The organism is Massilicoli timonensis (assembly GCF_900199515.1).
GTDB lineage: Bacteria > Bacillota_I > Bacilli_A > Erysipelotrichales > Erysipelotrichaceae > Massilicoli > Massilicoli timonensis.
Map to the genome: position 1 here is coordinate 366,913 of NZ_LT963434.1, position 23,211 is coordinate 390,123.

29 protein-coding genes are annotated in these 23,211 nt (G+C 38.3%); 1 reads left to right on the plus strand and 28 read right to left on the minus strand.

Annotated elements, in window-relative coordinates:
• Positions 1 to 12 precede the first annotated feature (12 nt).
• Together C1712_RS03805 and C1712_RS03810 are read right to left on the minus strand one after the other, a co-directional pair.
• Complete coding sequence (locus tag C1712_RS03805; RefSeq protein WP_102266944.1) at positions 13 to 1,767, minus strand: septation ring formation regulator EzrA; 1,755 nt, start codon at positions 1,765 to 1,767, stop codon at positions 13 to 15.
• Between the two features lie 49 nt (positions 1,768 to 1,816).
• On the minus strand, positions 1,817 to 2,206 hold the full coding sequence (locus C1712_RS03810; RefSeq protein WP_102266946.1) for a hypothetical protein: 390 nt from the start codon (positions 2,204 to 2,206) through the stop codon (positions 1,817 to 1,819).
• 386 nt (positions 2,207 to 2,592) lie between these two features.
• Between C1712_RS03810 and rpsD the strand changes: the two genes are divergently transcribed.
• A complete protein-coding gene (rpsD, locus tag C1712_RS03820; protein ID WP_102266950.1) occupies positions 2,593 to 3,195 on the plus strand; it encodes a 30S ribosomal protein S4 in 603 nt (200 codons plus the stop codon).
• A gap of 176 nt (positions 3,196 to 3,371) precedes the next feature.
• Here rpsD and C1712_RS03825 read toward each other — a convergent pair whose 3' ends face one another.
• The 26 genes from C1712_RS03825 to C1712_RS03945 form a co-directional block, all read right to left on the minus strand.
• Positions 3,372 to 4,430: a GH25 family lysozyme gene (locus C1712_RS03825; RefSeq protein WP_102266952.1), complete on the minus strand. Its 1,059-nt coding sequence runs from the start codon at positions 4,428 to 4,430 to the stop codon at positions 3,372 to 3,374.
• A 13-nt stretch (positions 4,431 to 4,443) separates the two neighbouring features.
• Positions 4,444 to 4,743 (minus strand): hypothetical protein, encoded by a 300-nt coding sequence (locus C1712_RS03830; protein WP_102266954.1) that lies wholly within the window; start codon positions 4,741 to 4,743, stop codon positions 4,444 to 4,446.
• A 3-nt stretch (positions 4,744 to 4,746) separates the two neighbouring features.
• Complete coding sequence (locus C1712_RS03835; RefSeq protein WP_102266956.1) at positions 4,747 to 5,028, minus strand: phage holin; 282 nt, start codon at positions 5,026 to 5,028, stop codon at positions 4,747 to 4,749.
• Between the two features lie 26 nt (positions 5,029 to 5,054).
• Positions 5,055 to 5,693: a hypothetical protein gene (locus C1712_RS03840; protein WP_102266958.1), complete on the minus strand. Its 639-nt coding sequence runs from the start codon at positions 5,691 to 5,693 to the stop codon at positions 5,055 to 5,057.
• Between the two features lie 7 nt (positions 5,694 to 5,700).
• Positions 5,701 to 6,951 (minus strand): collagen-like protein, encoded by a 1,251-nt coding sequence (locus C1712_RS03845; RefSeq protein WP_219718833.1) that lies wholly within the window; start codon positions 6,949 to 6,951, stop codon positions 5,701 to 5,703.
• Positions 6,948 to 9,032, minus strand: coding sequence for a phage tail protein (locus C1712_RS03850; RefSeq protein ID WP_102266960.1), 2,085 nt, complete (start codon positions 9,030 to 9,032; stop codon positions 6,948 to 6,950). Before C1712_RS03850 ends, C1712_RS03845 begins: the two co-directional genes overlap by 4 nt.
• Positions 9,029 to 9,460 (minus strand): hypothetical protein, encoded by a 432-nt coding sequence (locus C1712_RS03855; RefSeq protein WP_102266962.1) that lies wholly within the window; start codon positions 9,458 to 9,460, stop codon positions 9,029 to 9,031. The genes C1712_RS03850 and C1712_RS03855 overlap by 4 nt, the downstream gene beginning before the upstream one ends.
• Complete coding sequence (locus tag C1712_RS03860) at positions 9,457 to 11,700, minus strand: phage tail tape measure protein (RefSeq protein WP_102266964.1); 2,244 nt, start codon at positions 11,698 to 11,700, stop codon at positions 9,457 to 9,459. Before C1712_RS03860 ends, C1712_RS03855 begins: the two co-directional genes overlap by 4 nt.
• Before the next feature lie 4 nt (positions 11,701 to 11,704).
• A complete protein-coding gene (locus C1712_RS03865; protein WP_102266966.1) occupies positions 11,705 to 12,310 on the minus strand; it encodes a Gp15 family bacteriophage protein in 606 nt (201 codons plus the stop codon).
• A complete protein-coding gene (locus tag C1712_RS03870) occupies positions 12,307 to 12,705 on the minus strand; it encodes a hypothetical protein (RefSeq protein ID WP_102266968.1) in 399 nt (132 codons plus the stop codon). Before C1712_RS03870 ends, C1712_RS03865 begins: the two co-directional genes overlap by 4 nt.
• A gap of 39 nt (positions 12,706 to 12,744) precedes the next feature.
• Positions 12,745 to 13,215 carry a phage tail tube protein gene (locus tag C1712_RS03875; RefSeq protein ID WP_102266970.1) on the minus strand — a complete coding sequence of 157 codons (471 nt, stop codon included), beginning with the start codon at positions 13,213 to 13,215 and terminating at the stop codon, positions 12,745 to 12,747.
• 2 nt (positions 13,216 to 13,217) lie between these two features.
• On the minus strand, positions 13,218 to 13,610 hold the full coding sequence (locus tag C1712_RS03880; protein WP_102266972.1) for a hypothetical protein: 393 nt from the start codon (positions 13,608 to 13,610) through the stop codon (positions 13,218 to 13,220).
• Complete coding sequence (locus tag C1712_RS03885; protein WP_102266974.1) at positions 13,607 to 13,957, minus strand: minor capsid protein; 351 nt, start codon at positions 13,955 to 13,957, stop codon at positions 13,607 to 13,609. Before C1712_RS03885 ends, C1712_RS03880 begins: the two co-directional genes overlap by 4 nt.
• A complete protein-coding gene (locus tag C1712_RS03890) occupies positions 13,957 to 14,322 on the minus strand; it encodes a putative minor capsid protein (RefSeq protein ID WP_102266976.1) in 366 nt (121 codons plus the stop codon). Before C1712_RS03890 ends, C1712_RS03885 begins: the two co-directional genes overlap by 1 nt.
• A complete protein-coding gene (locus tag C1712_RS12540; protein WP_146003308.1) occupies positions 14,274 to 14,702 on the minus strand; it encodes a head-tail connector protein in 429 nt (142 codons plus the stop codon). The genes C1712_RS03890 and C1712_RS12540 overlap by 49 nt, the downstream gene beginning before the upstream one ends.
• A 15-nt stretch (positions 14,703 to 14,717) precedes the next feature.
• Positions 14,718 to 15,905 (minus strand): hypothetical protein, encoded by a 1,188-nt coding sequence (locus C1712_RS03900; RefSeq protein ID WP_102266980.1) that lies wholly within the window; start codon positions 15,903 to 15,905, stop codon positions 14,718 to 14,720.
• Between the two features lie 14 nt (positions 15,906 to 15,919).
• Complete coding sequence (locus C1712_RS03905) at positions 15,920 to 16,408, minus strand: phage scaffolding protein (protein WP_102266981.1); 489 nt, start codon at positions 16,406 to 16,408, stop codon at positions 15,920 to 15,922.
• Positions 16,409 to 16,502: 94 nt separating this feature from the next.
• A complete protein-coding gene (locus C1712_RS03910; protein WP_102266983.1) occupies positions 16,503 to 16,955 on the minus strand; it encodes a ferritin family protein in 453 nt (150 codons plus the stop codon).
• Complete coding sequence (locus tag C1712_RS12620; protein WP_219718834.1) at positions 16,952 to 17,152, minus strand: hypothetical protein; 201 nt, start codon at positions 17,150 to 17,152, stop codon at positions 16,952 to 16,954. The genes C1712_RS03910 and C1712_RS12620 overlap by 4 nt, the downstream gene beginning before the upstream one ends.
• Positions 17,140 to 17,346 (minus strand): hypothetical protein, encoded by a 207-nt coding sequence (locus C1712_RS03915; protein WP_102266985.1) that lies wholly within the window; start codon positions 17,344 to 17,346, stop codon positions 17,140 to 17,142. Before C1712_RS03915 ends, C1712_RS12620 begins: the two co-directional genes overlap by 13 nt.
• Complete coding sequence (locus C1712_RS03920; protein ID WP_102266987.1) at positions 17,343 to 18,977, minus strand: phage minor capsid protein; 1,635 nt, start codon at positions 18,975 to 18,977, stop codon at positions 17,343 to 17,345. Before C1712_RS03920 ends, C1712_RS03915 begins: the two co-directional genes overlap by 4 nt.
• Positions 18,977 to 20,596, minus strand: a complete 1,620-nt coding sequence (locus tag C1712_RS03925; protein WP_102266989.1) for a phage portal protein — start codon at positions 20,594 to 20,596, stop codon at positions 18,977 to 18,979. The genes C1712_RS03920 and C1712_RS03925 overlap by 1 nt, the downstream gene beginning before the upstream one ends.
• Before the next feature lie 12 nt (positions 20,597 to 20,608).
• Positions 20,609 to 21,868, minus strand: coding sequence for a PBSX family phage terminase large subunit (locus C1712_RS03930; protein ID WP_102266991.1), 1,260 nt, complete (start codon positions 21,866 to 21,868; stop codon positions 20,609 to 20,611).
• Positions 21,865 to 22,269, minus strand: coding sequence for a helix-turn-helix domain-containing protein (locus C1712_RS03935; RefSeq protein ID WP_102266993.1), 405 nt, complete (start codon positions 22,267 to 22,269; stop codon positions 21,865 to 21,867). The genes C1712_RS03930 and C1712_RS03935 overlap by 4 nt, the downstream gene beginning before the upstream one ends.
• A 67-nt stretch (positions 22,270 to 22,336) precedes the next feature.
• On the minus strand, positions 22,337 to 22,552 hold the full coding sequence (locus C1712_RS03940; protein ID WP_102266995.1) for a hypothetical protein: 216 nt from the start codon (positions 22,550 to 22,552) through the stop codon (positions 22,337 to 22,339).
• Positions 22,553 to 22,779: 227 nt separating this feature from the next.
• Entirely contained in the window at positions 22,780 to 23,202 is a 423-nt protein-coding gene (locus C1712_RS03945; RefSeq protein ID WP_102266997.1) for a hypothetical protein, read from the minus strand.
• Between the last annotated feature and the right edge of the window lie 9 nt (positions 23,203 to 23,211).

Here is a 23,211-nt window from a genome sequence, read left to right on the forward strand (position 1 = left end):
TCATCACCTTTTCTATTCCTCTAATGTGACTGGCGTTTCACTTTGACGGTTTATCAGTTTTTCATAAGCACCCGGATGGATCTTTTCGATCGCCTGAATGCTGATTTTCAATGCTTTCGTATATTCGCCGTTTCTAAAGCATAATTCCGCTCTGGTTAATTCCGAGTCGATCTCCGGATACGTAGAACGATATTTATTGCCGAAAACGATTGCATTTTCCACCATCTTCGCCATCCCTACCAGTTTATTCACACTGTTGTAAAGGGTATAGACGAAATCAATGGTCGAACGCAGCTGCACGTTAAGATTTTTCACATCAAGCGGGATAGAATCCAAAATACAGCGTACATCGTTCATCATTCGCTTTGCCTTCGCCAGATTCTGATCAAACTGTGCATCCACGACCGGTAAGCGGTGCCGCGTCATCTTGACTTGGATCTCATTCAGGATCAACTGCATCTTGATCAGCTGTTTCTTCGCCCGTTCTTCATCGCTGCACGCATTCTCCAGCTTTCCTTTTAAGGAAGCGACCTCTTCATGAAAAGCGTGTACGCTCGTATCTAATTCCTGTAATGAGAGCAGGATCGTCGTATAAGGAACGCCCGCTTCTTCCAGCACTTCCTCCAGTTTTCCTCTGGTACGATTGATCTCCGTCAGTTTCTCCTTGATTTCTTCTAAACGCTGCGCCCAGTTCTCAAAGCCAAAGCGCGAAGATACCCGCTCATACAGCTGATCGATCGTTTCGATATCGCGATTGACCTCACGAATTTCCTCGAATAACATCTGTTTGTCGCTTTGCACCTGCCGATACGCATTTGCTTCTTTGGTGATCTGCTCTTGGATCTGCACCAGCCGCCGCTGGCTTTCATTCAGATGCTCCTGTACGCTTTCTAAATTGCCGCAGCGAAGCTGATTCAGATCATCCTTCAGCATATCGGTAACGATCTCCAGGTTTTTCTTCACTTCCAAATGTTCCAGATAAACGCCCTGATTTTTTGCTTGGGCATAATTATAGTTTACTTCATCGATCGCTCTTGGCAATACGCCCTTAGCGATTTCATAGAGCTTCGGCAGCTGATTCTTCAGCGCTTCCAAGTGCGCGATGGATTTTGCGATCTCTTCCTGCTGCTCGCCTGCTTTGGTAAATTCAGAAGCGAACATCCATTCCTCAAACAAAGAGAACATCTTTTCGATCGACAGCACTTCATTTTCCATGTACTCGCTGCTTTGATGGAAAGCGCCGTGGTTTTCCGTAATGACCTTTTTCAGATTGCGAAACTGCTCCTTCAGCACATTGATCTGTTCACGCTGCGCATTTTCCTGCTCCAAGACGCCGTCCAGCAATTCATTGACCCGCTGCACATTGATTTCACAGCCATCTAACAGCGCGCTCAACTCTTCCATGCGTCTGCTTGCCGCCTTGATCTTGCGCACGTATAAAAAGTCATCGCTTTCCGCTAGAGCGATCGAACACTGCTTTAACTGCTCCTGTACTTCGTCAAAATCATTCTTACAGGCGTCCACCCGTTCCGCCATCATCGTATTCACTCTTGACAAAGCCACCGCTTTATTCACCTTAAAAGCCAACGGCACGCCTTTTAACGTATGATAACGCTGTTCCAGTTCTTCCAGCTGCCGCTTCGCTTTTTTGCTGCGAATCATCATCATGATCAAAGTAATGACAATGATCGCTGCCAAACCGATCCCGATATATAAAAACGCATCTGCTGATACCAGCTGCTTTACTTTCCCGATAAAACTGTTCATAACGACACCTCACTGTTCTAATTGTACCATAAAAACGGCGCCTGCACTACTACTCATCGCCGTTTTCCGTTAATTTTTTCAGCGTGGCAACCACCTGTTTCAAAAAAGCGTCATATTCGATAAACTGATAGCCGTCTTTTTCCGCTACTGCCACATAATAGCGATCCTTGCTGTCATAGATGACCTGGTATTCCTCATCCTTCAGCAAAATACAGGCAATGCCGATCTTAACGCTTGTCAAATTGCCCTGCACCATGACGTGATGATAGCCGTATTCCGTACTCACATAGATCGTATCATCGTACAGATCGCTTTTATAAGCGCCGCTTTCCACTCCATGCAAATATAGATCGCTTTTGACATAGACCGGCACCTGATCAGGAAACTGCTGCCGGGCACTGATCAAAACTGCCTCTTCCTCAAATTCACCGATTTTCACTTCATCACTTCCTCGTCTTTTGTTACTGATTATACCACAGGAAAGACGACAATGCACGGCGTTCTTTCCAGAATGCTTTACGCCTGCACTGTCAAAAGGACTACATTTTTCTCAAAACGATCCAAAGATGCGCTGTCTTTGCCTGTTTTTTTCTGCATTTCATCGATATTTTATTTGACTTTCCGTCAGGCATTTGTTAAGATAATGAAGCGTCAAATGATAGCAGCATGTAAAGTCGTGCAGTTTCGCGTTGTTCACACAGTGATTTGTGGGGCATCGGGTAACTTTGCTGTAAGAGCGAGGATGTCGTATGGAGCAACACCCTGCATGGATGATTTACACCTGTTATTGTTTATCGTCAAAATAAACAATAAGGAGGACACATTATGTCAAGAATGAACGGACCTGTCTGGAAAGTTTCTCGCCGTCTGGGATTCTCGATCTTGGAAACCGGTGAAGAACTGCAAAGACGCCAGTACGCACCAGGTCAGCACGGACCTACAAAACGTGTAAAATTAACAAACTATGGTTTACAGTTACGTGAAAAACAGAGAATCCGCAACATGTACCAGGTAAATGAACGCCAGTTCTACAACACTTTCAAGAAAGCATCTAAAAAGGAAGGTGTTACCGGCCACAATTTCTTATTCATGCTGGAATCTCGTTTGGATAACTTAGTTTACCGCATGGGATTTGCCCGCACACGCCGCGCTGCTCGTCAGCTGGTCAATCACGGACATATTCTGGTAAACGGCAAGAAGGTGGACATCCCTTCCGCACAGATCAAATTAGGTTCTGTGATCGAAGTGAAAGAAAAGTCAAAGAACATGACCGCCATCAATGAAGCATTAGAAGCAACATTGAATACACCGGCTTTCGTAACCGTTGATAAGGATGCGAAAAAAGGTACTTATGTACGTCTGCCGGAACGCAGCGAGCTGAATCAGGAAATCAACGAGCTGCTGGTAGTAGAATTTTACAACCGCTAGTAAACCGAAGAAAAATCGCATAATTATGCGGTTTTTTTATAGTTTCATTCTCCTTATATGTGAGATATGTGTGAGATATAAGCAAAAAAAATGCTATTTTTAGTCATGATTGATATAAACATTTTCTCACACACAATAAAAAATCCCCCACTCCTTTATTGGAATGGGGGTATTTCTTAATATGTTAAGTTATTGATATTGAATGCAGTGTTTAGACCATCGCCTAATACGATACGATTGCCTTTTACTTCAATTACCGTATATGATTTTGATGTAACGCTGGAAAGCAGACTTACTCCATCATATGATACTGCCTTAATCGGTTTTGCTTTCATTCCTACTTTAAGTGTTTTTGTTTCAGTAACAAGCATTAAGTCTGAAACATGGAAAGCTGTATTCAAGCCATTACCTAAAACTGCTCTATCGCCTTTTAATTCAATAACAGGATAGTTGTTTTTAGTAACGCTCGCCAATAGGCTCACACCGTCATAAGACACTGCTTTAGTCGGACGGACGCTCGAACCGACTGCAATTTTGTTTTCAGTAGGTTTATTTTCTACTGAATCTTGCGCTGTTCCGTACACATAATCTTTACTCCATGTTTGTAACCAGCCTTGATCTGTACTCGCATCAAGTCCTTCTGACGGAATGCCTTGAATACCTTTCAATGCGCCATTTTTAGCAAGAGATGTAAACTGGTGCAACAGCACATTTCCAAATGGATTATACTGCAACTTACCGCCCCAGTTATCTTGACCGTTATTGCTTCCATAATTTGCAAGCCACAAGGTCCATGCCTTGAAACCGTCTGCTGTTAATTTAGTACGGAACCAGTTTTCATTCGCATAGATTCCGACTGGAATGCCTGCTGCTTCAATCTCATCACAGAACGCTTTAGCAATCTCATATGCCTTTTCAGCGGTTAAATTGCCCTGAAAAGCACTGTATTCCATATCATAATATAATACTCGCACTTTGTATCCTTTGATTGCAGATAAAGCCATTCGCGCCTCTGCTTTTGCTTCAGCTGCGTTTCGTGCATATGCGAAATGGTATGCACCTAATGGAATGCCTAATTCATTTGCCTGTTTCGCATTGTTCGTCCATTGCTTATCAATCTGCTTTGTGTTATCCCATCCGTAAGAGCAACGAGCAATTACACCTGCAATGCTCTTTTTTGCTGCCGATAAATCTACTTTACCCTGATGCTCTGAAATATCAATAATAATACTCATTATGAATTACCTCCTAGTGTTTTTCATTTATTGGCAATGATCTAATCACCTTATCCATTCCTTCAATCATGCCATTTCCGTTCAATCCCTTGTACGCTTTGTACATCTCATCCCAATTTGTTAAAACGTAAGATGGAATGTAGCCTAATCTAATATACTTATCATGATATTCAATAAGTTTAACTCTTAAAAGACATTTTGTTCCTTCGCTATTTGCATCTCTAGTTTTCTTTTGCTCTTTCAAAAGCCATACTATATATCCTAATAATACCGGCAATGACACAGTATATGTAGTTTGCACAAACCATTCCACGATTTATTCTCCTACATGATTACAGTTTTTTGCTGGTTCAGTATAATTAAGTGCTCGTTCACTATCTGCCACACCCTCTGTATTTGGATCAACCACAATACCTAAGATTGCCAATACAGCGAATAAAGCATTTACAACTGCTAATAACTTATTTCCTAAATCGCCAAGATCAAGTGTATAGCCAAATACCGCTGCTACAACCTGAACTAACAATAAAGTAGCAGGAATTAAGGCTACCCAAAATGCTTTGTTTTTAATACGTGTTTCCCAGTTAATGTTTTTCATAATTTTTCCTCTTTTCTAGTTAAGTTTTATGCCATTCTAGGGCTTACTACGAAATATCTAGGTAGATCCTTACAACTTGCATATAGCGGCTGTCCGCTATCTTCCAGACATAGATAGATGATTCCATCTTCTAGGTAGTATTTATCCTTAAACACTTCCATTGTGTTTGCATATGGGATAGGATCTTCAAGCGTTCCTGCATGCTCAACGTCAATACGATCATACAGTGCAGCAGTATCAATAGATGGGAATTGATTTTCTAACACTGTCGGGATTTCTTGACGTGTTTTCCATAGTGCGCCATCATACTCAACCTGCACATCTTTTTCCAATTTGTAGCCGATATATGATTGCCAACTTGGATAACAATATGGAATAGTTGCCGCTTTCGCATCAGGAAGTGCCAAAAGAAAAGTCGTTCTAGCCGATTCTGCCATCATTTCTTTCAATATGCTTTCTTGTTTTTCTGCCATTGAAATAGGGTAAAATTCCTCTTTCTCTTCGTTAGTCAATCTAACTAAAGCACCTTCTGAAACTTTGTAGTCGAAAATACTTATATCATCAAAATCATCCTCAACTGATATTTCCGTCAATGTGTCTGCTTTTTCATAAAATAAAGCAGTGATTTTTCCTTTTTCTTCAACTCTTAAATATACTTGTCTCATAATTTCATCACCCCCAATACACAATTAACATATTAACCCTAAAAGAACCGCTTGTACTGGATATAAGCGATACATTCCACGCCCCATTGGCATAATAAGCATTAGCAGTTTTTACATTTTGTGAGACTCCATCGCCATTAGAAACAAATATTGCAGTATTCGTATTATTACTATTACTTACACCTAGGTAACTATTGACTTGTGCATTGGTAAGTAATTGAAACCACGTAGCATTATTGACAGTAAAAACAGCGCTCATCGCATACATTTTTTTAACATTACCCGGAACAATACCAGCTGGTCCTTGCGGTCCTTGTGGACCTGTTGCGCCCGTCGGTCCTTGTGGTCCTTGAGGTCCAGTAGCACCTGTTGCACCTGTTGCGCCTTGTGGACCAGTTGCACCAGTATCGCCTTTATCACCTTTGTCGCCTTTGTCCCCTTTGGGTAAGACGAGATTTAGAACTTGATTTGGCGCATCTCCGGTTATTGTCGCTGATGCTGTTTCGCCCTTTTCAACTGTACCTATCTGTATAGTATTTGCAGGGCCGGCAGGGCCTTGAGGACCAGTAGCCCCTGTTTCTCCTTGAATGCCTTGTGGACCTTGTGCTCCCACTTTTCCCTCTGGAATGGTAAAAGATAATACCGGACTTTCTTTAGTGCCGGTCATTTCCACATTTGCATTAGTTCCGGGATCTCCAGTTATTGTCTCTCCAACACTTATAGTTGGCGTAAAATCACCATTTTCTAACTTATTATTGATATCAGAAACTAATTCGTTTACATTTTTCTGCTGAGTTTCTGCTGTATCAATGAGTGATTTTATATCCTGCTCAATATTGCTATCTTTTATCCATTGATCCATAAACGCCATTACTACTTGCTGCCAAACATCATCGCTAGGCGGTAGAATATCTAATTTTCCTACACTAGCATGAACTTTGAATGCGATCGGCAGTAATACGATATTTTCACTATCTTTGGTAAGCGTGATACTCAATACTAAATATCCATCTTGAGCCATAACATTATTAGCAAGAGCAATAATACCATCAGATATTACAAGCGGAGTGCAATAATAAATGTCAGCGCACTCGATTATAGATGAGTCAAATACTCCAGCTTGTACCGTTGGCGTCCATCCTTCATAATTTTCATCTTGAACAAATTTAAGTTGAATATTATTAGAGTATTGCGCCGGTATATCGTAGGTGTCAGCTGACAAAAGCAATCCTTTCTGAGTTATTGTCGCAAAAATCATTCTTGCACCTCCATTCTTGTGTTTTCATATCCTCTTTGACGCGCCACAATTCGCCAATCAAAGACAGTATTGGGTGTACCAATTACCGAAAACGCAGTTTTACCTTTGTACGATATATTTATTCTTGCTGACAAATCATCACTGAGTGGCGTTAAAAAACACTGATATGGATAATCAGTGTTCACAGTTTCTAAAAAGATAGGATCTAATTCAATGCTGCAATAACCTTTTTCATCAGTAATTGCAGTTCCGAAATCTTCAAACACGGCATATGTAGACTCAATCGCATTCATTAAGCGATTACCGTAATTCTGCGTTTTAACTAGACGGTTTTTTGTTCCCAATACATTTAGATTTTTCAGACATGTTAAATCAGTATCAAATATTATACCTGATGTTGAAAATTGTATATTCAGCGTGCCTTTACTATCTTTCAAATTAAAAACAATAATAGAATATTCTCCTGCTATTGTTGATAAATTTGCATAGTTTGCTCCACTTGAAGAAATCATTTCAACAGAATTTCCATCAGTTTGCTTAGTAAACCTTATCCTCCCAGTATTCGACATATATATCTGCTTAGTAGCAGTTTCATTTTGAGCATTCATATAGATATTATTGCCAACAGTCAAATCTTGATCAGTTGTAATGGCAGAACCTCTTATGAAACCACCCTCAATAGTAGTACCTTTGATGAGAATACCTGTTAAAGTACCAGCAGATATAAAGTCCGCATTAAATTTTCCATCAATGGTCCATGCGCTTGTATATGGTCCATTGATTCCACTATTTGAAAAACCTATACCGTTTTTATTCATTCTAATAATATTAACGGCATCATTTACAGTAGGTTTATCTAAAATATAGATTTCCTCTGGCTGGTTTTGCTCGTTCATTCCAAATACGACATACCCGCCCTTACCACCTAATATTAACTGAGTCTGATAATCAATCATCTGCTGAATCTGACCTGGGATAGTTACATTTACGGCTTCCTGCAGTGTCTTATCAGTTGATGATACCTTATCAGTATTTCGTTCAATGACCGTATCTAGTGTAATACTTGAATTTTCCGGATTCATATACTTTTTCTCACGCTTTTTCACAATAAAGTATTTATCTAGATCATGAGGCGTAGATATTACTTTCACAGAATCACCTAGATATATCTTATCAATATCAGCATCTACCAGCGACATATCGAATGCTGTAATAGAAATACTAACTGAATTTTCGATGTTTGCCTGCAATGCCGCTTGCCCTTTTGTGAGAAGATTTTGCGGAAGTGTTACATCGTCCCATGTCTGTGTGCCATAGATCCATCCAAATAAATTTACTGCTGTTTGATCGAATATATAGTCCTTACCGCCATTTACCGATTCAATCGTCAACGGCAATTCAGTGGTGTCATCTTTAGCCCCTAAAGGGATAAGCGCTGTAATGACATTTTCTGATGAGATGTGATTTGATAGATCTAGTATATTTTTTTGAAACTCAATAGTCTGATTAGATAGAGAATCATAACTTTCTAGATAATCAAGATAACGCACTCCGTTCAGCATGCGCACTCTTAGATACCCGCCCAAACGATTAACAAGTTTATCTTGAATCACACTTAATGTATTCGAATAGTCATTGTCTATTTGATAGACGTTATCAGTAGAATTTGAAACTGTGACTGTACCAAGCTGGAAGCGTTTAGATTCTTCTACTTGTAAATTGTGTTGGTCTATGAGATTTGATAAATACTCACTGATCGTTGTGTCCTGCGTTGTATTCGGGCGAACGATGCTGTCCAGCAAATATGCTAATGAACCCTCGCATGTGAAAGTACGATTCCCAATGATATCATCATCAGTATAAAGGACTCGACCCTCAAACACTAATACATCATCTTCATATAAGGCAATACCGGGAATCAATTCTTGCGGTATATCTTTATTAGGATTAAGCGTTGGTAAAACAAATACTAGTGTGTTTGTCGTATTTACCTGTTCAGTCAAATTTATCTCCGTCGCCTTATATTCATCTGTTTCTGAATCAAATAATGTGGTATCACCATATTTCAAAAGTAATTTCATAATCGTTTCTCGCCTTTCTTATTCATTTTCATCGGTAGTGCATTGAAAGATAATATAACTTGGGCGTTGTTATAGTCGTTTTTATCAGTACTGTTAACTGAACATCTGCCTTCATAATACCAATCCGAAGCACTTACAAAACGAAGCCGCACCAACCTACCATGATATGTATTGGCTAGTTCATCAATCACTTTTTGCCAACATGGCAAAGGTTTTACAAAGCCAAACGAAAGAGTAATTGGGCGCCTATTATATGCAACTTCCCCAAAATATTCCGTCAAATCATATGATACATTTGAATACGGGATATCAATAAATGAAGTTTTGGCTGTCGGTGGTGAAATATTGAATCCTGTCAGACCTAATCCATAGTCACGCATCATTAGTTTTGATGTGTCATTCACTATTAGCATTACATCTTCTTTCATACTCCAAACCGCCCCTTTCGATTAGTGATTAACCCCATATTCTGATCGACGCCATTTGTCGTCATATATCCAACTTGTTTACCGTCCATAAAAATACCAACGTTCGCCATTGCCGCTGCTAAACGATCATAATCAATAGCAAGAGTTTGATTCATGAACGCATTACCGTGAAATAGATTTTCTATTCCCTGAATACCACCTAATGATCGCAATTTTGCATTCTCTTCCCGTGTTAATACCGCCTCTCCATAATCCAAATACGCTGGAAAATAGTCATTTGGTACAAAATCCATACCTACTTTTAATCGTGGAATCTGCGGAACCGGAAGAGGATTTTTCGACCATAATCCCAAGAATGGTTGCCCGATGATTGGAATATCAATTGATCTAATTTTGTTCAAAAGACCATTGATAGCATCGAACGGAAGTCGAATCACTTTATTGACACCATCTAAAATGCAATTCACGATGTTTTTGAAGACATTGGCGATGCCGTCAACAACCCCACTGAATATCTTTCCTCCATTAGAAAATAAACTCAGTATCGTATCCCATACACCAGCAACAATACTTGATAAAGTATTCCACACGCCACTAAATATTTCTTTTATTCCTTCCCATGCTTTTTCCCAATCGCCTGAAAAGACTCCTATTAAAAAATCAATGATACCGCTGAATAATTGCAAAATCGCATCAAAGATATTTTTTATGTTTTCAAAAAAAGTTTGAAAGATTGAAAAAATATTATTAACAGCCCCACTAAATTTATCAGACAGAAAATTTACAATATACTCGACGATTGTTGTAATGAAAGAAGAAATACTATTCCATACACTCTCAAACAGAGAAAAAGCAGCACTCCACATATCTCCCCACCATGATGATAATGCATCCCAAATTCCTTTGATAGATGCTATAACTGAATCGGTATCACCGAGCCAACCAAATAAAGCAGCGCTTACTTCCGCAAATACATTGATAATACCAGATAATACGCTAATTATCGTATTCAATACTGGGATAAGCAAGTTTCCTAATGGCACCAATAGTTTTTCCACATTGCGTTTTAATTTTTCAAATTGAGCAGACAATCCTCCACTCATAGTATTCTTCACATCATTCATTGTACCGCCGACATCTTCAAATCCTTCTCCTACTGATGTTAATGATTCAACAAACTTTGCATTTGCATCTTCTCCCATTGTTCCGAATGCAGTAGCTGCCATTGTCAGTTTTTCTTGTTCGTTTGTACAACTTCGAATATCGTTCACAATGGAATCAATGACTTCTTTTTGAGTTGCTTCCCCATTCTGCCATGCCTTAAAAACATTTTGAGTGTCTGAACTGAACTTAGTCAATGAATCCTCTATTGTTCCATCAGCAAGTCGTGTCGTTACTTCATTGATAGCATCGTTAATCTTATCAAGATTATATGCGCCACCCTGCGTGCCGTTTTTCAGCAACTGAAAATATTCATCAGCGCTGTATCCGGCTTGAGCGAATTTGCCGGCATACTCAGCGACATTATCTCCTAATTCATCAGTGTAATTTAACCCTTGTTGGGCGCCTGATGCCATTAAATCCATTGCTTGTTCAGCAGTTAGACCAAATTGTGTCATCAACTGATCTGTACCTCGCAATGTTTCATTCAGATCCATATCAAACGCATCACGCAATGTTAATGCGTTTTCAGTAAGACTTTGCAAGCCTTTTGCATCAATATCATCGAACTGCTGCTTCACACGTGCTGCCGCATCTGCTACATCATCGATTGATTCCCCGTAATTGTTGGCATAGATGTCTTTTAATACGTTTTCAAAATCACTGATTTCTTCTTTTGCTATCCCTGTTTGCGTTGCAAATTTATTGATTGCTGTTTCATAATTTGCAGCCATTCCTACACTGGCTGTACCGACCGCAGCAATTCCACCAATAATGCCTGCTTTCGCGAGCGTATCAGCCGACAATCCGATATTGCTTGCTATCTCATCAAATGATCCGGTAACAATATCTTTCAAACTTCCAGAATTGGACTTGATCTTATCAAATGCGCTTGAAAATGCAGTTGATATTTTCCCACTACTACTTTTTGCATCTGCAGTTACTTCTTTATTGTCCTGTATCTGTGCATTTGCCGCATCTTGTGATGATTTTTTTATTTTTTCTTCGGTTTTCTTAATCCCTGTTATCGCCTTGGAATCATCTGTTTCAACCTCATATACAACTTTACCATCTGGCATCAAATCACCTCTTTTCTGCCATGTTTTTTAATGTTTCAAACAGATCGAACAGATTATCTGCAAATTGTTCCTCTCGCTCTTCCTGCGTCATTTCAAGTTGGTATTCTGTTTTCAGGCGAATCAATGCAGCACGTTCTTCTGCATTGTATTTCGTCGGTGCAGGAATCGGTCTCTGTCTAATATCAATAATCTGCATGATTCTTGTATCAGCACTCAAACCGTTAAAAAGCGCTATGAATTTCCACCAGTGCAAACGTTTGCACGAAAAAAGGTCTATGCCATAACACTGCATAAACCCTGCATAAATTTCTTTTGCATCCTGCTTGAAGTCGAATGCCTTTTGTTTTTTAGATTTTTTCTGTTCATCTTGTAAAGTTTCAAAGACAAGTCGGATCATTTTAACTTTGAAGCCTACATCTTTTTTCCATGTTCTGATTTTTGACAAAAATGTGAAGAGAATATTGTACATAATTTCAAACTTTTCAATATCCTCTAAATCTTTATTTTGCAAAATATCTTGGCACATCAAAATCGTTTCAAAAGATGTACGAAAGGTATATTTTTTTCCTGCTATTTCTATTGCAGTTGGAAATTCTTCATAAAATTTCATCTGAATATTTTTCTTCGTTTTGCATTTTTCTTAAATTGCTTTATTTTAGATGATTTGTAATCATTGAACATAGGCGTTACAACATCATTGAAAAAAGGCATAACATCTAATAACATTGATACATAATCATCATCATAGAAATCTACAATATCCTTCGTACCAGCTTCGCCAAAAGTTAAGATGAATAGTGCGGTAATTGCTTCTCCTAATTTTTTAGGATCATCTAATGTCCCTTTTCTTGATTCTTCTATCAATAGGTTAACACTCCTAGATGCTTTCTTGTATTCCTGCATTTTTTTCGCAACGTTCATCTCACATTTTACTTCTAGAAACTTACCGTGATACTCAATCTGTAATGTTTCACTCAATACTTCACTTCGCTTTATTTGATACATTGTTCTACCTCCATTTTGAAAGGGAAGCGTGTGCTTCCCTTATTCTTCCGATACTGTTCCGCTCGTTAACTTTGGCTCGCCATTAAAGGCAAATTCAACACTGATAGCTGCACCGTCAGTAGTACCTCCGCTATACTCTTGAATGTTCTGCATCGTAACAGGAACGGTAACAATTGACGTTGTTTTATCATCGTTATTCGCTCGAGTAATCTGCAACTGTGTTTCTCTATTTTTCAGCAATTTGTATTTATTGCCAAAAATGAACTCTTGTGCAGCATCTCCGAGAATACGAACACCTGTTAATGTGACAACCGGCGCCATGCCTGTAACATAGTTATTGGCAAACCCTTTTTGGCAAAGAAAGAAATACTGCTGAAGCACTTCGTTTAATGCTTCTGTGATGTTGTTAAATCCGGCACAAAGCGGTGTCCATGTCGGTGCTTCTTCCACAGGAGTTGTATTGATTTCTAAAGAAATACCATATGTAACTAGTAAATTCGGTTGATTCATTTTTAATCTCCTCTCATATAAAATTTAATTCGCAGCGAACTGCCATATATCCATTGATCGTTTCCCTCACGTCCAATTAACCGCGGACTTCCGATCGTGTCTATGTCATAGATTTGAAAATTTATTGATGATGGATATTTCTTTCGCCTAGTTAATGATAGATGAATCATATTTAATGTTTCAAACACGATCATCTGATTTTCATTTTTTCCATTCAAAGCGATAATCCATTCAACAACTGCATTTTTGTCAAGGAATGCATTTGGAGACGCAGGATTGGGCAAAACGCTTATCCCATTTCTAGGAACATCTGATCCGACATAGATAGTCGAATACGGTTTAGATTCGTTCATTAAACCGATTACTGCTTTCAAAACGTCATTATAAACCGTCATTTCATTCCCTCCTTAAATGCTTTCTGCGCTGTTGCGTCAATTTCTTTTTTATGATTTTGAACACCCACTTCTGCCCATCCAGCTTGTGCGTTTGGGTTTCTATCCTTTGAGAAATGCAGATCAATACCATAATAAGCTTTTGCTGCATATTCTTTATCCCAAATTGCTTTCCCCTCTTGAGGTTTCGATGCGCTGATTGCACTTCTTTTTAGATCGCCTGTATCTTCCGGGCAATACACATTACCGTATGCGATAACTGCTTCTGTAACCTGCTCTTTTAAGGCTTGCCCACCCCTTTTGATACGTTTCGTAATAGCTGAATAATTAGTAGTTATTTTTACACTCATTAAACCATTCCCAATTCATAATGATGAGGATTACCGCAATCATCAGGAACGAGATCAACTGATTCAACGGTGTAAGTATCTCCTGCATATTCAACTTTCATCGAAGCGCTTACCTTGTTTGCATCTCTTTCAAGCGACCAGATATCTAATCCGATTGGACTAGACAGGCGACAGTCGAAAAACAGGACAGCACGCAATACGACCTCTGTATTTTCAGTATTTTTGATAACTTGATTAGTATTTTGTACATGAATGTCATTCAAAGCATAGGTTTCGTACATTGGCTTTTGATATATATCGATAGATGTCGGTATTTTCAAAATGGCATTGTCGGAAAGAATCCGCCGTGGAATGGGTCTGAGCATACCGCTATACCTCTATACAAAAGTCCTGTTTGCTCTAACAAGCCATAAACAGCAGGACAAACGGCATTTGCATAACGCCTGCCTTCTGCTCTTTGCGCATCCCCGACAGATACCTTACCAACAGTAAACCCTTGACCTGCTGCTCCAGTGTACGATATATCCAAACCATACAGTCCGATATATGCGCACTGCATTGCACATGCTTTTTTGAATAACATTTGGATCCATACAGGGTATGAATCCAACCCATTACGAGCCACTTCATACCCTGTTACGGAATCAACAATATCGCATGAGGGGGCTACGACATTGTCAAATGTTTTTTTATCAATTTCATTTCCTAAATAATCGGTAAAAAAAGCATAGTCTATATAGCCCATGCCATCACCTCCAAATTACGATCCTTTAACGATCGTTGCATTACCTGCTGCTACTGCAAATGCACCTTTTGTCGTATTGATAAGCGCTACTGTTGCGTTTGTTTGACTATCAACAGTTACCGTGCCGTTTGCTGGCAGATCTTTCCAACTGGATAAATCCTGACCGTATGTTACAGATGGATCTGCACTGTTCAATTGATATACCAGTTTTTGACCTAAGAACGGTTTAACATCTACTGATAATACAGTTTCATTTGCAGTCCCTGCGACTGATGTAACATTTAATGTACCCAAAACAGGCTCACTGATATTTGCTAAAACACCGCAACGACGTTTATTCAATGCAAATACATCGTAATAATAACGTTCATAGTACAGCCATTTACCTTTGGTTTGTGCAGTAGGAGCGCTGATCATTGACGTTTCATACACGATTGGAGCAATAATCGCCATCGGATCAACTAACAGCAGATTGATCTGCTTAGCAGACGTATCAACATTCCATCCATTTGTGAAATCATAAATCGTTTTCATCATGTCGGACGGCACTTCTTTAATGACAACACCGTCTAATTTTCCGACATTGCGATCAACATTGCGAATACCTGTTCCAGCGTCAATGAAACGAGTGATGCCAGCTGCTTCCTTCAATAATTTATAGATATCAGGTGTCATGTACGCAACCAGACGATCTCGATTGATTCGCTGATTTACCATATATGCCAAATAACCGTCCCAAGTTGATAAGATATTATCTTTATCAAGTACAGTAGCATCAGCAGTACCAAAAGTTTGCGCAAAATTCGCCAAATGAGATGCAACATAGACATCCATCTCCGGTACTTTTTCAAATTCATTGAAAGTCTTCGTGATATTTGCGATAGTAACAACTTGATTGGATTCTTGAATATCCATTGGATCAACAAGTGTATCCCACTCACGATCCATTTCCATCGTAACAGGCTGATATTCGTTATTAAAATTGCGATTGAAAGTACCATCAATGCTATCACGGTTAACAACACGTGCTCCGCTGGTCGTCATTGACGGAATCATAACTGTCTTGCCGTTTACCGGTTTATATTTCTGACTATTAGGACCAGCCCAAATCTCACTAAAATAACTCAAATACGGATAAGCGTTTGCAAGTTCTCTTGCATAGTCAACTGCATAATTAAGTGGTGTTTGATTAAAGTTTTGCATTTTATTTCACTCCTCTACTTTTTCGGTACAAAGCCCCAAATTTCACCAAAAGACTGTTTTTCATTGCCTTGTGGCATCGATCCTTTTGTTCCACTTCCAAACTGCGGCTTTGTTTCTTCTTCGACGTTAAACATATCTGCATATTCTTCTTTGAAAGATGAAAGTTGCTCATCAATATCTTTTTCTGAATCTAATTTTCCGATGAGCATTTCTGCATACTTCTCATTTTTAACGCCTCTGTCCGTCAGATTACGAATCTGTTCCTTGCGCTCATATTCTGCGATTTTAGACTCCATGTCTTTCCATTCTTGCGATTCTTTGTAATCATTCGGTTTTCCTTTCATCGCCTCATCAATTGCATCTTTTTTTATCTGCTCAATATCGCTTTTTGAAACGTAATCATTAAATGATGCACCGTATAAAGCCATGATCTGTTCGAGTTTATCGTCTAACTCGCCGTCTTTTTGTAAGATGTTTCTTACTGTTTTTCTTGTTAATGCCATAATCGAAATCTCCTTTTCATTGGTCTGCCTTGTTTTTACGCTTCAAGACGTCAGCGCATATAAAAAGCATGATTTCTCATGCTAATTACCTATTTCAATCATCTTCTTCAATGATGTTTGGTCTAGCAGCAGACTCTCCTAGATAATGCTGCATTTTGTAATCTGCTTCTTTGCGCAGATAAAAAATATATTCATCAAGTTTATTTTGAATATCGACTGGCGTATCTTCTTTTACCACTGTCGCTTTTTCAACTACCATAATAAAATCGTCATAAGCAAGTTTTATACTTTCATTACATTCTCTAACTTCTACCGGAAGAAGATTGTTTGAATATAATAAAATAGCATCTTTGATAGAAGGCTCAGAATGTCCCAAAGGTATGCCACGTTCAATTAAGTCGTCGAGCATATCTCCGATATATTTATACCACTCTTCTAATTGCGGATGAATCGTAAAAAAACCATGCCCTACAACGTTATGATGCAACACTCCTAGGTTTTGATAAACAACTTTCAAAAATGCAGTTAACTCTTCATAATGATTCATTTTGATCCCTCCTTTCTAGATTTATCTTGCTTTTCTTTATTTTTACTTTTCATGATTTTCACATATTCATCTTGTGTCAAATGAAAACCACATAATAGACATGTTACTCCATCTGCATGTCCTTGAAACTGATGTTTACATTTCATTATTGTTCTCCTTTCAAAATAAAAAGCGCCAAACAGCGCTAATTGTTCCAATAAATCTCATCATATATTTTCTGATACTTTCTACCGGTATCGTTAAATTCCCATCCCGGATCATATCCTTCCTCAAGAATCAGATCATTAAGAGGATCTAAAATATCATTAACATCATCAGAATAAATCATCTCCTCAGCGTTTTCAAATTTCTCTCTCAAAAATGCTTTTTGTTCGTCTGTTAACTTTATCATTTATTTCTACCTCCACGCGGATTTGCTTGAATCAAATTACCTGTATCTGGATTGACAGTCACATTACAAAGATTAGAAACATAATTGTGGCTTCTATAACCATTTGATTCTTTTTCAGTAATTTTATCCGGATTCTCTAATGTTGCGAGCACATCACCAATCGGCACTCCTTTTCTCATACCCTTGATTGGCTCATTACTGCTTTCATACTGCCCGATTACTCGATCAATAAAATGTGTCTTATATCCTGTTATCATTATACCATCTTTTGTGGTCTTTCCAACAAGATCTTTTTCAACTTTTGTTGCTACTTGTTTATATATGTCAAGCGTAACAAAACTTGATATATCGCCTTTTTTAACCGCATAATCATATCCTTTTTTTAACGTATAATTTTTTGCAGCCTGATTAGATTCACTAAATATATCCTTGTTAAAAGAAATTACACGTTCTCTATCTGTCCTTCTAGTTCTTCCTGTTTCTGCGATAAATAATTTCATTTTTTCCTGCTTGCGTTTTATTTTAGCAGATGCCTTTGCAAAATCATCGCTGTCTTCCAGTCCGGCTTTTTTTAATGCAACAACTTCTGTTTTTGCTTTTCGGATTTCTCTTTCAATTGCTCGTTGCCGCTGCGATTCTTGGTAAACTTCATCATTTTCTTCTATTTCTGCTTTTGTTAATGGCTTATTTACTAATGTTGATATCCCGGGAATAAACGGTATCGGATTATGCCCGCAGTTGATTCCGAATAACCCCGCAGGCTCGCCGTAACTAGTCGATGATAACGGTTTGAAACGATGCTTTTTCCCAAGTGCGTCTTTAACCGTTCCACTTCTGCCTGATGTTGAAAATATCTTTCCTTGATATGGCGCACACAAAGGGCGAGCACCAGCATGTTTATCGACTTGAATCAAATCGTTTCCATAGTCCTCATTCCGCTTTTGAACAACATCGATTGACATATTATGAACATTAGTACGACAGTACATATTTGCATATGCTTCTGCACTCCATTTCCTGCCCGCTCGATCAATATATCCAGACACATTTTCATCAATCATCTGTCGTATTGCCTCTGCAACAGCACTTTGTCTTGCTTTTCCTTCATATGTTTTTCTAACGGCTTCATCAAGTATTGAGTAACGTGGATCATTCATCTTATTTCGGAAGTTCCTAATGACATTTGAAATTGCACGGCTAAACGATTGAACGACATCTTCTTTCATAACTGCATTCATCGTCGAAAATGTTTGCTTAAATTCCTGCGATTTCATCTTTTTTAATAGAGATATAGCCTTGCTTCCAGCATAAGCCTCAGTAGCAATCAATACACCATTTTCAGCAGCTTTTTTTAATTTTGGCTCTACCTCTTCTAATGATTCATCTACAGTATCATTTAGCGCTTTTCGGATCGTTGCTGAATATGGATATTCAGACTGAATGCTTTTCACATCTTTCAATAATCTTGAAATTAGTTGCACCATTTCTTTCTGCCACACATCAATAGGTTTATCGATATCTTTTCCGATGTATTCCGCCATTTGTATCATAATCTGATTTGCCATGCTTCCATACATCGCTTCAAATGGCTCTGCTATTTCTAATATATCATTTCTAGTGATAACTGCCACTATTCCTCACCGCCAAGCAAAAACTCATCTACTGCATCAGCATTCACTCCGCTTTCTTCTTTAATTCGGTTAAGTTCTTGATTTGCTTCTTCATCTGTCATTCCTAACTTTTTCGTCATGAATGTTCGCTTTGACATAACGCCATTTGACATTAACATAATACCTTCGTTAATGTCTGTTTGACGGTCTTGCAGAATAGAATCATCAAACACCACTTTCACACTGTAATTTTTAGCAATGCTGGAAATCGGAACACCGTTCCATTTAACATCATAGAGGGCTGCCACATTGATGATCCCGTGAACGATCTGTTCAATCGCGTTTTTCACTTGCATCTGATTAGCACGTACAGTCTTATATGTTTTTGAATTTTCACTAATGATTTCAGTAGCAGTTTTCAATCCATGCGACTGATCGAATGTGAATGTTCCTGCACTGAATCCTAATTGCAGACACAGCATATTCAGAAAAGCATTGATCGCGCTGATATGTTCATCAATACGCAGTTCAATAGAGTTATCTTGAATTTTGAGTTGCTCTGTATCGTCTGTCGATAACGCAACATAAGCTTCGTCATTCGCGTCAAAATATCTAACTGTTCTTTTCGTAATTGGATCATGCACTGTTCGTAATGCACTTGTTGGCACAATAATCCTCTTTTTGCCCAACACAAATTCACGAATAAATGAATCATAGCAAATATCTAGTGCATGTAATGTAGCAAACGCATTTGCATAAACAGATACACCTAGCGGCGAGTTATCGTCAATGTTATTTGCGATAGCGGTTCTATAATAAGCAAAAAGGCTTTCTGTGATTCCATTGATTTCAGTACTTGGATTCAAAAACGGATAAATTTCTGCAAGCGGATATCGAAATCCCAAAATATCCTGCGGCTCCATTAAACCGTCATTGCCGATGACATCTCGCTTTTCGGCTCTAAATGCTTCATTTTCAATATAATAGGTCAGTCCATTCCATCGATGCCATTCTAATCGAGTATAATAATAGCCATCCTTCGCTTGTCTGCTGATGAACACTCCTTCTGTTACCTTTGCGTTATCCCAAGCAGTAGGGACAAACTGATCTGCCATACAATATCCAATCATAATTTGCCCAGCACCGGGAATCACGTTTCCATTACCGTCGCGCCTTTCTTCATACCAGACTTTTAGAGCGCCACCACCTAAAGCCATGCTTTGCTCGATATGTTCTTGCATTTTTGTCCAAAACGCATTTTTAGAAAGAACATCTTGAACGAAGTCATCCAGCGGATCTGTCTTTCCATCGTTTAACTCTTTCTCTGACGAAACGTGCACTTCGCACTGTTCGTTCCAAATAAGCCCCGCTAATTCAGCACAAACCGCTTTTTCAATGTTAAGCGGCTCTACTTTCCTCATATTGTTCGGATTGTCAACTGTCGGTGCCTTTACATAATGCCACGGTTTATAGAATCCCCTATATAGATACTTCCAAATAAATATCCCAAAATAATAGAATTGATTAAACGAAGGTACTCCGTTTATTTCGAATATATCTTTGAATTGTTTTGCAATCCCTAAATCTGCACCAGTTCTCTGCATGAAATTTCTCACCGTCCTTTTAATTTTTTCAAACACGATTGCACCTCCTTAAAGCACGTATCTTTTGTAAAAATAGTTATTTGCATAACGCGCTTCATCCATTGCATGATTATACGCATCTATCGGTCTACCGTTATCGTCGACACAATACATACCGATTTCTCTTAAAAAGTCATCACACCCAAAACGATCGTCATTCACAACAAAAAAGCGCCCATCAGATATAGCGCTCTGTAAATATTCAATTCCAACCTCAATTCCCTTGCGATTTCCTTTAACGTCCTTACCGTTGTTATCGGCTTTATCTGTCTCAATTCCCAGCAATCGCAATTCCATTCGTAAGGCTTTACACGCTGGATCGATCTTCCAGCATGACTCCAACATCTTAAATTTATGTCTACAATAAGGAACGAAATCACGTACTATTTCTTTGGCTTGGGTGCTCATTGCTTTGTTTGATCCATCATAATACCAGTTAGCAGCACGAATCACTATATATTTACTCTCTACCATTCCAATAAGATTACAGCTGATTGATGTCGCATCCGTCAACCCTCCATCTCCTGAAAAAAACATTTCAAATGGTACAAAGTCAAAAGGTAATTTATCTAATATATGGATTTGTTCATCAAACATCGAATAAATAACTCCTTGTGGAATTGTTCTTTCTCCTAGCCAATCACGTTTATATAGGTACGGATTCTTGATAAGTGTATCATGAAGTTCCTGTTTTCTTTCGGTGCTTAAAATCGGGTTATCATCAACGGTCCAGTGTGTCCAGTTTGTGTTTTGAACATTAAAGACATCGCTAATGACTGGATGAAGCGGAGCTGGTGGGTTGAGATCAGCAATATGCCATCTAATGTCTGCTGCGTACGTTCGGCGAAAACATTCTTGTATCATATTCATGTGTAGAATATCTATTTCACAAAAGTACGCACTTCCTAATGACAGACCTCTGATGCTCTTATCAGAATCAGCCTTGGCTCCACCCTTGTAATATACTTTCTTCATGCCTTTTGCGGTTTGGCATTCCAAATGGTCGCCATGATCATCATGTTTAATAACCGCTTTATTACCGAATAAATGAAGCAGTCCATTCCCATCACAGTCAATGACTAATCTAAACGCCTGCTGTTGTGATGCTCCTACTACTAAATGATTTACATCATTTGATATATTCAAAAATAGAAAATATCTTGCAATACATGCTGTGGTCTTTCCACTTCGTGGCGTTCCTTCCGCTACATCTAAAGTGTGATTGAATTTCATTGTAATAAACCTCTGCTGCTTATCCGATAACTTCATTTATTTTCCTCCATCGCTTTTGCGATTGCTTCTATCATCGGATGTATTTCTGTCTTTGGCTGAATTTGGGCAGTAAATTTATCAATGACGATTCCCAAAGATGTAGCTAATGCTTGTAACCCTGTTCTTTTAATTTTTTCTGGATTTTTCATTTCCTCTAAAACTAAATCAATCAATTCACATACATCAGATCGCTTTTCTTCTAAATGTTCCAAGATATTTCTAGTGTTATCCTCTTTTTTCTGCCGTACTTTTTTTGCAGTTTCATGATTACTTTTACATATCCGTCTAATCGTATTAGGTGCTACTTTATATTTTCTGGCAACTGCTGAGTAATTTTCACATTCAATGTAATCTGCAATTATTTTTTTCTTCTGTTTATCTGTCAAATGTTTTGCCATTATTTATAACACCTCCTTTTTGGGTAAAAGAAAAACACCGCTATAGATGCTACTTCCTTTCTTAATATTAGTGTTTCTTAAAAATACTGTCTAATTCTCGTTTTAGTTTTTGCTCAAATTCATAATCAGGATCTCCTAAATTATCCAATTTAATCATCAATCTTGAATAAGTTTCATCTAAGCCAAAATTTTCTAATTGATCCTTCATATCATATTGAAATGCCAATTTACCTAATACAAATGCACATAATTTATGAACGTCTTTTTCACTGTATTGCTTCATAATAGCCTCCTTTCAATAAAAGACTATCAAATTCTTTTTCAAAAAGGAAGTGGAAAAGTGTAAAAAAAGAGCATTCAAATACAGACGCTCTTTCCCTTTCACACGGATAATGTGCGATAGCTTTACTCATAGTTTTTGTTACGTGGATATTACGTCAGCACCATATGAGTTGCCGGATATTTCTACACTACCATAATACCACAGATTTTTGGTTACAATGTATCCTCTTATACAATTTTTTCAATAACTTTGTTGATATGCTTATATAAAGCCATTCGATTTGCATAATGATATTTATCTGCAATAGATTCATGATTTCGTTTCATAATATATAAATCCATCACCATCTGACGATCAACCGGATCAAGTATTTTCATCAGCATACGATTGACATTATTGATTCTGCTTATGTAATCTTCACGCTCTTTTAATACCTTCTCTTCTTGATAGAGCCAGTATAGTTTATTGTCTTTATATGAATCATTTGCATTCTCACATATAACGTCCTTAACTGCAGGAGAACTAATCCCCTGCAGTTTGACAGCAATTTCTTCTAAGCGTTCATTACAGTCAAGCACCATTTTGGTATAGTAGTCGTTACTTTTACAATCACGCTTAAACTGTTCTACTTTGTCCTTTATCGTTACCATTATGTATTT